We start from the raw sequence: 15,160 nt of genomic DNA on the forward strand, positions 1-15,160 counted from the left end.
TTTTAAGATCTGAACATCAGCAATGACTGCAAAATTTAAAACTTTCGCTCTTACAGCCATGCTCGCGTCGGCGGCATGCGGATGGGCAGGAACGCCTGTCACTCACGTGATGCCCTGCTGCCGTAGCATGAACAACGGTACTAAGTTTCTCGTCAACGGTCAGTGGAATCCTGACCATGACTACAACGATATTGAGCAGTGTCGCGATATCCTTCAGAAGATTAAGGATGCAGGTATAAATGTTGTCTCCATCGACTTCACCAACCCCTCACAGTGGGATCTCCCTTACTTTGACAATGGGAAACAGGGCGAGAATTTTGACGCTACGTTCCTCCCGATGCTCGACAATATCGTGAAAGTATGTGCGGAGAAAGACATGAAGTTCTTCATCTTCCTCGGTAACACACGTGCCTGGACCATGAAGTACTGGAACGACATAGCAAAGAAAGTCTGGGACAACTACGCTCAGCTTCCCCACTATCAGCACTACGGCTACGGCGACGACCGTCCCATGCTTCTTATCTTTCTCCCCGGCCGTACTTTTGAGAAGCAGTGGGCTGAGACTCCCGACAATGAGAAGGACTATCTCGCCAAGTTTCGTATCGGTACCACCGAAGTGAACGAGCGTATCCTCCCTGCTGAGACAGATGGCTGGGGCTACCGCAATTTCTCTCAATCGTCTGACGGCAAGGTGCGTTTCTGCGCTCCCAACGGCGGTGTGCATCCCTCCACTTGGTGCAGAATCAATGCGCCGGAATGGGCCGACCGTGTAGACTGGGCCCTCGGGGCAGAGGAATACACTGTGTTCGGCTCATACGATGACGTGTGTGACGGTATCTTCTGGGGTATTGCCGATTGCAGCGGTTCGCAGAGCGACTACCACCGCAACAATGAAACCCTCGGCGATCCTTTCGTCTACTACAACATCGTAAAGGAAGGCATCGCGAATGAAAAAAAGAAATAAACAGACTGATTTACTTTACCCACATATCTAACAAGTTCAATTTCTAAAAGTCACATTTTATTAACCGAAAAAGCTAGACTATGAAGTTTAAATTTTTCCTCCTTACGGCCGCTGCTGTTTCTGCAGCCCTCTCAGCAAGTGCTGAGGCCATCCCCGTAACGTTCTTCCCGATTGGCAACCGCTGCGATATCTCTATCGTGGGTACCAACGAAGAAGGTGTATTCGAGTACATCTCTGAAGGTGTGGATAACCGTCCGACTGATGCAGACGGTAACCCGACAGGCGACTACGGCAACACCATCATCGGTATCAACAAGTTCGAGGTGCCTGCCCCGGGAAGCTACGTACTCGCGTTCGACTACAAGGTGAACACTGATATCTTCACCTATATGGGTGTTCGCCGTACGTGGGACGACGGTCGTTCCATCTGCACAGAGATGGAGCTTCAGGAGGCATTCGAACCGACCGACGAGTGGCTCACCTACTACGTACCGTTCATCAATACTACTGAGTGGGACTGGATTTCTGAGTCCTGGCTGCCCAACCCGGATGGTGGCACGATGTATGAGCCCTACATGATCCTTGCCCAGAACAACAGTAACGGCAAGCCCGGTCCTTTCTCCCTTCTCATCAAGAACGGACGTGTGATGACCAACGAAGAGGCTACCGCAGAAATCAACGCTTCTTCTGCAGAACAGCCGGAGGGTCTCTTTGCCTTCCACGGCCTCCGCGAGGAGTTTGATGAATTCACTAACTCCAGCTACTTCACTTTCGACGATCTTGAAAAGAACGAAGACGGCACATTTGCACAGCAGGCCATCATCGGCACCAACACTCGTGTACTTCCCATCAACCCCAAGAACAACCACTTCACATTCGAGTACAGTGTTATGGATGGATTCACCATGCACGTGATGGGAGTAAAGGAAGGCACTGATTGGTTTGCTCAGCCCGTTGGCGACATCGTGCTCGAGGGCAGCGGTGACGACGCCGGTTTCGAAAATACATTCAAGACTGCTCAGATCGATCTTTCAAACCTTATCAACACTGAAGGTTTCGGTCAGGGCTTCGGCAGCAAGAGCTATCTTTGGATTCAGTGCTATGACTCTCCTGCCGGCAACTTCATCTATGTGAAGAACCCCCGCTGGGCTCCCGCTAATGGTGACACCGCTATAGAAGTCATCGAGGCTGAAAACGGTGAGGCCGTTTACTACAACCTCCAGGGTATCCGCGTAAACAATCCTGCTACCGGCAACCTTTACATCAAGGTTCAGAACGGCAAGTCAACTAAAGTTATAGCAGAGTAAATCAGACTAAACTGACCACTTGTTAGATACATACTAAAGTCTGGCGCAGGCTGTGGCCCTGATTTTCATGGCACTGACTGTGCCAAATATTTCTTTCCTTACTTATTTAAACACCGTAAAGATATGAACTTTCGCTTACTTACCTTATCAACCGTTATCTGTACGGGGTTTGGTTTCACGTCTGCCGACGACGCACTTCTGTCCGGCACTCCGTTCGGCTCGCAATCAGTAGACTATTCTACAGGAATGCCGACAACGTCGGTCAACACCCCTTCTGAAGCTTTCGATGGAGATTTATCCACATGCTTCGCTTCCTATGAGCGCTCACGCACTTTCGTAGGTCTTGATCTTGGCGAACCCCATGTGATCACACGCATAGGGTGGTCGCCCCGCGATGACTATTATGGTCCCGGACGTGTAGTGCTGGGCGTCTTTCTGGGTGCCAACAGTCCTGACTTCATGGATGCCGTGCCACTTTACATCATCACTGAAGCCGGTGTCATCGGCACGATGCACCATGCCGACGTAGACTGTTCGCGCGGTTTCCGCTACGTTCGCTATGTAGGTCCGGCCGATGCCCGCTGCAACATTGCGGAACTTGAATTCTACGGCCATCCCGGCTCAGGCGACGACTCTCACCTCTACCAGTTTACGAATATTCCTACTGTGGTCATAAATACAAAAGACGCACAGGAACCATTTGATAAAGAGACCAACATCGAATCCAATATAATCATCCTCAACGACAATGCGGTCGATGTAGAAGCAATCGCCACCACCCGCGAGCGAGGCAATGCCTCACGTCAGTTTCCCAAGAAGCCCTGGCGCATCAAATTCGATAAAAAGCAGAACGTGCTCGGCTCTCCGGCCAAGGCCAAAAAGTGGTGTCTTATCAACAACTACGGCGACAAGACCCTTATGCGCAATGCAATCGACTTTGAGGTGTCGCGCAGGATGCAGATGCCATTTACGCCGTTCCTCCGTCTGGTAGACGTAGTGATGAACGGCGAGTATAAGGGTACTTATCAGCTTACCGACCAGGTAGAACTCAACGACGGCCGCATCGAAGGCATAGAAATGAGCGACAAGGACACCGAAGGAGATGCTCTGAGCGGTGCCTACCATCTCGAAATCGACGGCTATGCCGATCAGGAAACATCCTGGTTCATGTCTCGCCGTGGAATACCTGTCACCATCAAGTCGCCCGACGAAGACGAAATCCTTCCGGTGCAGCACGACTATATAGAGAAAGCCTTCAACTCAATGGAATCTTCAGCTTTCGGAGGATTCTTCACCAATGAAAAACGCGGATACCGCAATTATGTAGACACCTACACCTGGCAGCGCCATATGCTTATCGAGGAAATCGTGGCCAATCCCGACCAACTCTGGAGCATTCATCTGGTCAAGCCCCGCGGTGACAACCATATCGCAGTGGCATCCGTATGGGACTTCGATATCGCCCTCGACAATGATATCCGTCACGTTGACTCCGGCAATTATCCCGGATATCTCTGGACTGTCAGCACTTCCGCCGGAACCTTACGCGACCTTTACTACCGCTTCTTCATTGATGATCCCAACGGCGTGGAAGAGGTGAAAACACTTTGGACAAAGGCCCGTGAGGAATACAGCATCACTCCTGAGAGCCTTCAGGAATACATCGACAACGTGGCAGACAATATTCGTGAATCACAGCACCTCAACTTCATGAGATGGCCTATCCTCGACCAGAAGGTCCACAACAACTGGCAAGCTCTCGGTTCTTGGGAAGCAGAGGTAAACTATGTGCGCGATTTCATCGAAGCCCGTATCAACACGCTCGATAAGGTTATCGGTTATGATCCAAGTTCTACAAGCATCACTACGGTGGCAACCGGAGGCAAAGTCAGCGTAGTCAATAGAACCATTGTCACAGAAGGTTTCGCCCAAGGCTCACGGTATTCAGTCTATGATCTTTCCGGCAGGACAGTAGCGGAAGGAGAGTGCGGAGAGACATCCGCCCAACTCGCGCCCGGACTCTACATCGTCAAAGCCGGCAATACAAACACCAAAATATCTGTTAAGTAATGAAATCTATTTCAGCTATGATTACATTGGCACTCGGCATGGCATCATTGAATGCCATGGCCGGGTTGCCCCGGGTATTTACTGCAGAAGGCGACACCGCGAGGGTGAAAGCCGATGCTCTCAGTCGTGCCTACATCACACCGTCGCGTGTAGTGCTTACTGAAGGTGGCGTAACAGACTCGGAGCTTCTCCTGATTCCCGGCTCAGGACAGACCGACATATTCAATTCAGGCATGTGTCAGCTCTCGACGGTCAACGACTCTGTAGCATCCATCGTGCTTGACTTCGGACGCGAGCTCCATGGCAGCCTGCGTCTGCTCATCTCGGCTGTCTCACCCCTCAAAACCCCTCACATGCGCTTGCGCTTCGGCGAATCGGTGGCAGAGGCCTGTAGCGAACTCACCACGGCCGAAGTCTCCGTGGCTGAGGATTTCAATAATTCAGAGGTAGACCTCAAGGCCAACACGGCCACCAACGACCATGCCATCCGCGACATGGTGCTCACGATGCCTTTCTACGGTCAGATCGAAACCGGCAACACCGGTTATCGTTTCGTGCGCATCGACCTTCTTGATCCTGGTATGACCGTCAACCTCAAGGAAGCCACCGCAATCCTCCGCTATCGCGACCTTCCCTACAAGGGTTCGTTCAAGAGCTCAGACCCAAGACTCAATAGAATCTGGGACACCGGGGCCTATACCGTACACCTCAATATGCAGGAGTATTTGTGGGATGGTATCAAGCGCGACCGTCTCATCTGGCTCGGCGACATGCATCCCGAGACATCGACCATCGCTGCCGTGTTTGGCTGTGACCCAAGTGTTGAGGCTACTCTCGACCTCGCTTGCGAACAATGGCCACTTCCTCAGTGGTTCAATGGCATGAGTGCATATTCGCTTTGGTATCTTATCATTCATCATGACTGGTTCATGCAGTCGGGCAACAAGGAGTTTCTCAATCGTCATGCACCCTACATTACGGCTCTGATTGATCAGATTGACACGCTCGTTGACCAGGACGGCACTGAGCGTCTCTCCGAAGACCGCTTCCTCGACTGGCCTTCGAGCCCCAACAAGGAAGGCGTCGAAGCCGGCTACCGCGCTCTTATGACGTGGGCCATGACCGATGCCGAGCAGCTCTGCAACTACATCGGCGATAAGGACCGCGCCGCCAAGTGCCGCGACATCCGCCGCCGTCTCGACAGGAAGAAACTTCCCCACAACGACCTCAAGCAGGCAGCTTCGCTCATGGCCATCGCAGGCGTGATGGATCCCGAAAAGGCTGCGGCAGAATGTGTGGCCGTAGGCGGTCCGAAGGGATTCTCTACTTTCGGCGGCTACTACATGCTCGAAGCTCTCGCCCTGGCCGGACGCTATGACGAGGCTCTCGACATCATCCGCACCTACTGGGGCGGTATGCTCGACCTCGGTGCAACTACGTTCTGGGAAGACTTCGACCTCGACTGGGCCAAGAATGCCGGTCCCATCGACCGTCTGCCTGCCGAGGGTGAGACCGATATTCACGGCGATTTCGGAGCATATTGCTATCCCGGTTTCCGCCACAGCCTCTGCCACGGTTGGGCAAGCGGCCCGACAGCCTGGATGAGCCGCCACGTGCTCGGCGTCGAAGTGCTCGATCCCGGTTGCACCACCGTGCGCATCAATCCCCACCTCGGCGACCTCGAGTGGGTTGAGGGTACTTACCCCACCCCCGCAGGCGAAATCAAGATTTCTCACCGCCGCCTGGCCGACGGCTCTATCGACACCAAGGTAGATGCCCCCGCAGGTGTGAAAATCGTTAAGTAAGCCCCATGCGCAGAAGTAACTTTTTCCTTGCCGCCGGCCTCGTGGCTGCCGCTCTCTGCGGTTGCCACAGGCAGGCGGCGCAGGATGCTTCGGCTTCGCTCAGCCCCGTCAGCCTCGAAGAGGTGAGAGTGGGCGGCGAATTGGCCGAACGCATCTCGCGCAACTTCGATCGTCTCGAAACCACTCTCTATCAGCCCGACTCTGTATTCTGGACCGAGGAGGAATCGGGCGGTTGGCCTGCCGACAAAGAGGGTAGAACCATCCTGGCTCTCGTGCTCGATGCCCGCGCTTCGGGCCGCAAGCCTGTCTATCTCGACACCATGCTGACCATCCTGCCCACGCGCCTCAACGAGAAGGGCTACCTCGGCACCATCCATACTCCGGTGGTCGACGAGCAGCAGCTCTCGGGCCATGGTTGGCTGCTGCGCGGTCTTTGTGAGTACTTCGAATGGACGGGCGATTCGTCGGCACTCAACGTGGCCCGCGGAATAGCGGAAAATCTCTTCCTGCCCGTCAACGACGCCATCTCACGTTATCCCGTCGACTCTATCGCACGCCACAAAGACGTGGGCGATATGAGCGGCTCGGCTCAGGAGATTGTCAACGGCTGGCGTCTGTCATCCGATGTGGGCTGTGTCTTCATAGGCATGGAGGGGCTGATTCATTATTATGCCCACGACCGCAATCCGCGCATCAAGGAACTTATCGACAATATGATTAATCTCTATCTCGGTATCGACCTTGCCGGCGTAAGGGCTCAGACTCACGCTTCACTGACGGCTCTGCGCGGAATATTGCGCTATGCGGCCATCACGGGTGACTATTCTTTAATTCCTGAAGTAGAAACCCGTTGGGCTCTGTACAGGAATCGCGGTATGACCGAGAATTTTGAAAATTACAACTGGTTTGACCGTTTCGACACATGGACAGAACCTTGTGCTGTGATTGACTCCTATATCGTTGCGATGCAGTTATGGCAGTCGACACGTCGCCCTGAGTATCTGGCCGACGCAGACCGTATATATTACAACGGTATCTGTATGGAGCAGCGTGCCAACGGTGGATTCGGTTGTGATACACCCGTAGGACGAGAGTCTGATTATATAGGCATTCATGCCGATGAGGCACATTGGTGTTGCACAATGCGGGGTGGGGAAGGATTGTCTCGTGTGGCGCAATACACGTGGTTCATCGCCGGTGACTCGATTTTCGTTCCGGTCTATCACGCAAGCACTCTCACACTGCCGGAGCGTGGACTTAAGCTCATCGAGCAGACCGACTATCCGTTTGGCGATACTGTGAAATTTACCTTTGAAGAGGTCCCGGGGAAGGCATTCACGTTAGCATTGGTATCACCTGCTGACGTGAAAGTGCTCGAGCTATCCGTCAACGGCAAACCTACTGATATGACGGTCAAAGACGGTTTTTATCATATTTCACGAGACTTTAAGAAAGGTGACATCGTGGAGTTGACTTATGCCGCAGATGAGCGTCAGGTAGCTACTCATTATGATCCGTCGAGCTACAAGCTGATGCGTGGTCCGCTCGTGCTCTCCACAGTTGCTGAAGGAGATTCTCTTACTCCGCTTTATCATCTCATGTCTCCCTCAGTGTCCCAAGCCAACGATTTCCGTCGCCACATACTGTATCATAACCATAAATGAAAAATCTGACAGATAATAACCCCTTAAGTAAGGGCCGAGCAGAATAGTTTATAATTTTGATTCGACGGATATCAATGACAAAGAAAGTCTCTGAAAATCTACTGATTTTCAGAGACTTTTCTTTGTTTCGATAAACACTTTTTCTGATTCGCCTATGTCGGAAAGTACGCCGCGTTACCAGGCTCGACATTCAGGTATTTGAAAATCCACAATGATGGTGTGCCTGTTTTGACACACCATCATTGTGTTTTTATTTTTCCTTACACCGGTTTTTATATTCATTTGGAGACTGTCCGGTAGCTTTTTTGAAATATTTTCCAAAAAAGGATTGATTAGGGAAATTGAGCCTATAACTGATCTGTTGGACAGACATGTCCCTTCTTGTCAAAAGCGCTTTTGCCTCAAGAACGATATATTTGGATATCCATTCGCTGACTGTTTTTCCTGTGGCACGCTTAGTGGCAGTAGCAAGATAACCCGGGGTGACGCATAATTTATCGGCGTAAAACTTGACGGAACGTGACTGACGATAATTCTTTTTCAATTCATCAAAGAATTTTCCCATAAGGATATCCTCCGCCGTTGGGGGCTGCAATGGGTTTCGGTCTATGACACAATGAGTAAAGCCATATAAGTATGCGCAGGTGAGATGCTTTATCATCTCTAACTTATATTCATTGTGACTATTGATAATCGCCGTTACCATCCTGCAAAACCCCAGACACGCAGTGTATTCGCTTTCAGTCAGAGAGACTACAGGATTAGACTCAATTAGCCTGTTTATCTCAAAGTTATAAGGAAACCCGAGGCTGCTCATAAAGGTGGGCAAAAGCATAACTTTAGTACAAATGAAATCCGGACTGATTGTTTCAAAGTGGATTATCTGTCCCGGTATATTAATGAAAAACACACCTTTTCTAATAGCACATTGCCTCAGATTACAACTACCTGAACTTTCTCCGGAATGACAAATTATCAAAGAATAGTTTTCCATTATATAAGGATATAACGGAATGTCAGACGCATTTATCTTACATATCTGAAATTCTCCGCCGGGAGTGCTTAGCATATGACTCTGCATAATTGAGTAGATTAAAATTTGACCCAAATTTACAAAAAAATATCGTATCACAATCGTCTTGCATTATAAAAAGACCAATATTGTCAATATTCAGACCTTTACATAAGCATGCGAAACAAATAATTTTGCCCCCGATTCAATAGTTTCTAAAGTAAACATATGTTAAAATCAATAAATACAATTATTCTGACGATAACGGCTATGGCATTGTGTAGCATTGCAGTATCGGCACAGCAGACATTCGTTATGAAAGGAATAGTTGTGGAGTCAGAAACAAAGGAGCCTCTTATCGGGGCATCCGTGAGATGCGGCAGTGTCGGTGCTGCAACAAATACTGACGGTAAATATGAGCTTTCAGTAAAAGAAGGCTCTTATGATATTGAATGTTCCTATATCGGTTTTGAGAATGACAAACGTAGGATTGCAGTATCCTGTGATACTATAATTAATTTTGTGTTGAAAAGCTCTACGAGTGAATTGTCGGAAGTCGTTGTGTTGTCTCGTTCCGTGATGGACAGATTGAGGAACACCCAGTCCGGAATGGAACGTATAGACATTGACGAGATGTCAAAAACTCCGGTACTATTCGGAGAGCACGACATATTGAAATCATTACAGCTTCTTCCCGGTGTATCAGCCGAGGGCGATGGAACCGGTGGATTTCAAGTCCGTGGCGGTACAGCAAGCCAGAACCTTGTGTTGCTTGACGATGCTCCGGTTATTAATTCGGGACATCTGTTCGGATTTTTCTCAACATTCAACGACCCTGCGTTATCAAGCGCCACCCTTTACAAAGGTCAGATTCCGGCACGTTATGGAGGTGCGACTTCTTCAGTGTTCGATGTGAGTACAAAAGCAGGTAATCCGGAAAGATATAATGGCTCTTTCACTGTGGGATTACTTTCGGCGAAATTTTACATTGAGGGACCGATAATCAAGGACAAGCTGTCTTTCTTTGCATCAGCCCGACGTTCCTATATGGATTTGTTTCTGAAATTCACAGACCAATTCAAAGATAACTCCCTATATTTTTATGATATAAATGCCAAAGTCAATTACAACGTAGGATACAATGACAAAATTGCACTATCACTGTTTGTCGGACGTGACAACCTCGGAATGAGTGATATGATGAATATGCAGTGGGGCAATATCACCACGACGGCCAAATGGTATCACTCTTTCAATGACCGACTATCATCTGTGGCGACTCTGTATCATGGCAATTTTATAAATGATATGGGTATGCAGATAACATCTGAAGATGACAATATGAACGGTCATCTACGTCAAACAGGAATAAAATATTCATTTTCCTGGAATCCTCATGAGAATCATAATGTGGATTTTGGATTGCAGTCAGCTCTTATTGACTTAAAATCTGCTGAATGGACTATTGGTGCAACACACCAGAAGGAGCAACGCCGAGGTTGGGAAAGCGGAGTATGGATAAATGACGACTGGGCCATAAGTGAGCGCGTCCATATAATGGGCAGCCTCCGTCTGGGCATAATGTCGGCATTAGGCGGCTCTCCCTATTATAAAATGGATGAAGCAGGCAATATTATAGACAGCTATACACCTCGTAACGGAAAACCATATAAGACATATCTATCGATTGAACCGCGTCTGAGTCTTAATTACCGCATCACCGACATGCAAAGTATAAAAATGGCATATAGCAGGAATTCGCAGAATATCCATGCAATACGCAGTACGGGGTCTTCAATGCCGTTTGACAGATATGCAATGACAAGCAATGTAATAAAGCCTCAGACTGCCGACCAAGTAAGTGCTGGATATGTGGCTCTCTTTGGAAATACCCGGTGGGAAGTATCAGGCGAGATGTTCTATAAAGACATCCGGAATATCTATGACTATAAGGATGGAAAATCATTCAATTCCGAAATTGAGATAGAACGTCTTCTCTTAGGGGGGAAGGGACGTGCTTACGGATTTGAGTTCACCTTGCGCAAGAATGCCGGTAAACTTACCGGATGGGTGGGCTATACTTTATCGTGGGTGCAAAATAAGATCGACGGTATAAATAACGGCAAATGGTACACGGCAGGAAACGACAGACGTCATGATATTTCTGTGGTGGGAATATATGAGTTCAATAAAAAATGGAATATGTCAGCGGCATGGGTGTTCAACACCGGACAGGCACTGCCCGCACCGAGTGCTAAATATGAAGTGGACGGTATCCACATGTTCCATTATGCGGAAAGAAACGGATATCGCGCTCCGGCTTATAATCGATTGGATCTAAGCGCGACATATACTCATGTGGGTCCGAAACTTACCTATGAATGGTCATTTGGAATATATAATGCTTATTCGCGCTATAATCCTTTCTTGATAGTATTTGAAACCGATGAAAACTCTCCGACAGGTTTTAAGACCATGAAGTATTCACTTTTCGGTCTCGTTCCTTCAGTCTCATACACATTAAAATTCTGACCTCAAATGAAATCCCTACATTATATTACTGCCTTGTACCTCTTATGCTCATGCACAGAGGAAATACAGCTTGACTATCGTCCGATAGACCCTCTTTATGTGATAGAAGGACATGTGAGCAACGAAGGCTCTGAAGTCGTAATCACGGGAACACGTGACATTGACGACCCGGTACTAAAAACAGGAGTAGAAGTACAATCCGTAGTATTGTCATCAGATAATGGCATAAAAGAAACGCTCACCTATAGAGAAGACGGCACATACCGTTCGCTATCATTCATTGGAATACCCGGTCAGACATATACACTTACGGTTATTATTGACGGAGAATCCTTTACTTCGAGTTCAACGATGCCCGGAATTACTGAAATAGTATCTACCCGTATGAGATGGGAAGAAATGATGGGTAACGATATGCTCCATTTGATAGTAGATGTCAGCGATAAGGCTGACGATATAAACTATTATTACTACCGGATACTCCGTAACGGCAAACTGTTCAAATGGAATGTGATGCGTGACCTTGACAGTTCAAGCAATAGTGTACAGTTTGATATAAGCTGCATGAATCGTGATAAAGCAGAAAAAAATGATCCAGAGGATTACGATTCCATTCTGTTTGAGGGAGATGACATTACCATCGAGGTAAGAGCAATAGATATGAAGGCTTATGATTATCTTTTCTCGGCGAAACTTTCTGGACAGAATCATTCAAATCCGGTATATGACTTCGACGGAGAAGTCCTTGGTTATTTCTCTGCCTATTCATCTACATCAAAATCGTTTGTATTCCATTATTCCGATATTGAAGATTGAAAAGTCTCATGACCAAAGAAGTATTCTTTATAATGGGATGATAGGAGTTTTTGTGCCTCCAAGTTGTTACCATCGTTTTCCATTAACTATATCCAGGCATGGATAAGTGTTATATTCCTAAAAAATGTTTACCATTACCAGGTATAACAACCACCAGTCAACCTCCTTCAGGAATACAGCTAACGAGTCAACTTCTGGCAGGAATAAAACCCTCCGACAGTCAACCTTTTTCAGGCAACGACAGTGAAAACAGAAATGTGCTTGTGCGCTTTATTGTCCCAGGTTCAGAAGAGGTCCGAGATGATATTATATTTGCTACTAATAATCAAACAAATATACCGAAGTCATCTCTTAGGGTAACGGATGCTATACACCTCCAAATAGAGATGTACTGTAAAAGTAGAGGCTTGTATTACGACCGTAGAAAAAATTATTATAAAAATCTAAAAAAGCACCAACTCCATGCCCAACCTTATTTTGTCTTAAATGCTCCCTTATTTAGTCTTAAATCTAAGCAGACTTAATTGTTTGTATGACGGATTATTAGTAAATTTGCGTTATGAAACGCTTTAAGACCATATCCACCACATTTATAATTGTCATTGCTGCGATTTTCGCTTGCAATGTCTATTATATCATATCCCTTTATAATTCGATAAGAACCACTCCGTCATGATTCGGCAATCTCGATTATCAACCAACGCGGTTTCGGATATATGCTGACAATCTGTAAATAGTCATTTTATATGAAAGTAATCTACGCCATTCTCCTCACAATGTTTACTGCGACTGCGTATGCGCAGACGGAAATATCCTCTGTTCAGTTAGAGGGAGATAGTATTAGAATAGAAAATTCTATTATTACACATTCTAATACTTCCGGAGACTTGTTTTCTATGCCGATATTGTCCGCGCCACGTATCCCATTAAGTTTTACCAATATAAATTATCATAAGTATAAGTCTTATTCGGATTCAACCGTGCAAATTCCATCTGTATCGTTTATGCCCGGACAGTCTAACGTGTATAGTTGGAGAAATGGCTCAATAACAGCTACGGGGGCACAAACGAATATGCCCGGATTGATGCATATAGACAATGGAGCCATTGGAATATTCCAAAGTTATGAAAACATAAGCCTTTACATGGGTGTGGAAGCGAATAAATATGGTTTCTATCAAGGAGTACACACCCAATACGGCATAACAGGAAATTTATCGTATATTCTTTCGCCTCATTTATCTTTTACAGCCTATGGAACTTATTATTTTGGAGTGCCTCCTACTCTGAACGGCGGCTTGCCGATGTCGCCTGCGATGTTGGGATACTATCAGCGCTCAACATTAGGCGGTTATATAAACTACCGAATAAACGAAAGTACCGGCGTATTGGTAGGAGGACAAGCTGTCCAACAGACGGGTACACACAAATACCAATTAGAGCCCATAGTTACTCCTTATTTTAAGGTGGGAAAAGTTGTAATCGGTTTGCCGGTAGGTCAGATGCTAAACGGAATTATTAGAGAACAAAACGAAAAAAAGAGAAATATCAAACACAATCAATTGCACCTACCCAAGCGATAATTCGTGTTTCTTCAACTTAAATCACAATCACTTTACTTTCAAGATTGATATTAAATAATTCAACAAAAATAAGGACAGGCCGTAGTGTTTTTCAATGGTCTGTCCTTATTTCATTGAGTAGTATTTGACGTTTTCTATTTAATCCACTCTTTAATCTGCTCTGGTGTAGCCGGGAATCTCAGACCGGTATGCCAGTTGAGATTCGGATAGCCTTTCTTTAGAGTGGCATCTGCCTCAGACATTGGGCTTTCGCAGGAGGTGCAGAACGGATAGAGTTGCTTCCCTTTTAAATCTACGCTGTCAAGGAATGTGCGGATTAGAGCCGGTTCTTCGTGCCACCATATAGGAAAACCGATGAATATTGTGTCATAGTCATTGAAATTTACATTCAGGGGCTTTATAGCCGGACGACGTGTCTGGTCAAGATGCTCCTGAGTGCAACGTGATTGTTCGTTTGTCCAATCAAGGTCAGCTGTAGAGTACGGTTCAGCAGGTTCGAGTCTGACAATATCAGCACCCGTGACCTCTGCCAGTTTTTGAGCTGCAAGACCGGTGTTGTTTGAATGTGTAAAATACACTATGATGGATTTCATCTCTTTATCATCTTTTGTTTCCGTTGGTTGTGTGGCTCTGACGGTACATCCTGCCAAGACCGCACATAGAATCAACAGAGGTGTGATTAGATGTTTTATCTTCATTGTTTTATTTTTATTATCTCCAGCCCATAAACATTTTGGTGGCCTCGGCTGAATGGTGGTCGAAGAAAAGGCTTGTCTTAGTGTCAAGGGCTGCTATAGCTGCCATGTCTTCTTTTGAAAGCTCGAAGTCAAGAATGTCAAGATTCTGCTCCATGCGTTCACGATGAGTGGATTTCGGGATAATTATGACGTCGCGTTGGAGAAGCCATCTAAGGGCAACCTGAGCCACAGACTTTCCATATTTCTGACCAATCTCACTGAGAACAGGATTTGAGAAGAATCCGTTACGTCCTTCGGCGAGAGGAGCCCATGCCATCATGTGCGTACCAAACTCTTTCATATATTGTTGGGGTTCAATCTGCTGATTGAATACATGAGTCTCAACCTGATTTACAGCCGGTACAATCTCGACATTGCTGGCAAGGTCGATAAAATGGTCGGGATAGAAGTTGCTGACTCCGATTGCACGGAGTTTGCCTTCCTTGTAGGCTTCTTCCATTGCGCGATATGCCCCATAACGGTCGCAGAAAGGCTGGTGAAGAAGCATCAGGTCGATGTAATCGGTACCGAGTTTTCTCAGGCTGTCGTCAATTGACTTTTTAGCTTTCTCATACCCATAGTTGGCTATCCAGATTTTAGACACGAGGAAGAGCTCATCACGAGCAATTCCACTCTTTTTCACAGCTGCGCCAACGCCTTGTTCGTTTGC

General features: G+C 47.2%; 12 protein-coding genes. 9 read left to right on the plus strand and 3 right to left on the minus strand.

The genetic code is table 11. The annotated features are described in order from the left end of the window. The first annotated feature begins 22 nt into the window (after positions 1 to 22). From K2G41_RS03720 to K2G41_RS03740, 5 genes are all read left to right on the plus strand, one after another. The gene (locus K2G41_RS03720; protein WP_300114642.1) at positions 23 to 964 is read left to right on the plus strand and encodes a cellulase family glycosylhydrolase; all 942 of its coding nucleotides are present in this window, start codon (positions 23 to 25) and stop codon (positions 962 to 964) included. A gap of 80 nt (positions 965 to 1,044) precedes the next feature. After that, positions 1,045 to 2,271 (plus strand): hypothetical protein, encoded by a 1,227-nt coding sequence (locus K2G41_RS03725; RefSeq protein WP_300114645.1) that lies wholly within the window; start codon positions 1,045 to 1,047, stop codon positions 2,269 to 2,271. 123 nt (positions 2,272 to 2,394) lie between these two features. Then, a complete protein-coding gene (locus K2G41_RS03730) occupies positions 2,395 to 4,341 on the plus strand; it encodes a CotH kinase family protein (RefSeq protein ID WP_300114649.1) in 1,947 nt (648 codons plus the stop codon). After that, entirely contained in the window at positions 4,341 to 6,146 is a 1,806-nt protein-coding gene (locus tag K2G41_RS03735; RefSeq protein WP_300114652.1) for an alpha-L-rhamnosidase C-terminal domain-containing protein, read from the plus strand. Before K2G41_RS03730 ends, K2G41_RS03735 begins: the two co-directional genes overlap by 1 nt. A gap of 5 nt (positions 6,147 to 6,151) precedes the next feature. Then, the gene (locus K2G41_RS03740; protein WP_300114655.1) at positions 6,152 to 7,810 is read left to right on the plus strand and encodes a beta-L-arabinofuranosidase domain-containing protein; all 1,659 of its coding nucleotides are present in this window, start codon (positions 6,152 to 6,154) and stop codon (positions 7,808 to 7,810) included. A 250-nt stretch (positions 7,811 to 8,060) separates the two neighbouring features. On the opposite strand, the gene K2G41_RS03745 is transcribed toward K2G41_RS03740, so the two are convergent. Continuing rightward, positions 8,061 to 8,375: a helix-turn-helix domain-containing protein gene (locus K2G41_RS03745; RefSeq protein WP_300114657.1), complete on the minus strand. Its 315-nt coding sequence runs from the start codon at positions 8,373 to 8,375 to the stop codon at positions 8,061 to 8,063. Positions 8,376 to 9,137: 762 nt separating this feature from the next. Here K2G41_RS03745 and K2G41_RS03750 point away from each other — a divergent pair. From K2G41_RS03750 to K2G41_RS03765, 4 genes are all read left to right on the plus strand, one after another. Then, a complete protein-coding gene (locus K2G41_RS03750; protein ID WP_300114662.1) occupies positions 9,138 to 11,354 on the plus strand; it encodes a TonB-dependent receptor in 2,217 nt (738 codons plus the stop codon). A 33-nt stretch (positions 11,355 to 11,387) separates the two neighbouring features. Beyond that, positions 11,388 to 12,170: a DUF4249 family protein gene (locus tag K2G41_RS03755; RefSeq protein WP_300114665.1), complete on the plus strand. Its 783-nt coding sequence runs from the start codon at positions 11,388 to 11,390 to the stop codon at positions 12,168 to 12,170. Positions 12,171 to 12,268: 98 nt separating this feature from the next. Further along, a complete protein-coding gene (locus K2G41_RS03760; RefSeq protein ID WP_300114668.1) occupies positions 12,269 to 12,694 on the plus strand; it encodes an AIPR family protein in 426 nt (141 codons plus the stop codon). A gap of 222 nt (positions 12,695 to 12,916) precedes the next feature. Continuing rightward, a complete protein-coding gene (locus K2G41_RS03765; RefSeq protein ID WP_300114671.1) occupies positions 12,917 to 13,753 on the plus strand; it encodes a hypothetical protein in 837 nt (278 codons plus the stop codon). A gap of 134 nt (positions 13,754 to 13,887) precedes the next feature. On the opposite strand, the gene K2G41_RS03770 is transcribed toward K2G41_RS03765, so the two are convergent. Then, the gene (locus K2G41_RS03770) at positions 13,888 to 14,451 is read right to left on the minus strand and encodes a flavodoxin (RefSeq protein ID WP_300114673.1); all 564 of its coding nucleotides are present in this window, start codon (positions 14,449 to 14,451) and stop codon (positions 13,888 to 13,890) included. Positions 14,452 to 14,464: 13 nt separating this feature from the next. Continuing rightward, the coding region (locus K2G41_RS03775; RefSeq protein ID WP_300114676.1) for an aldo/keto reductase at positions 14,465 to 15,160 on the minus strand (696 nt) is incomplete at its 5' end.

Source organism: Duncaniella sp. (genome assembly GCF_029056165.1).
Lineage (GTDB): Bacteria > Bacteroidota > Bacteroidia > Bacteroidales > Muribaculaceae > Duncaniella.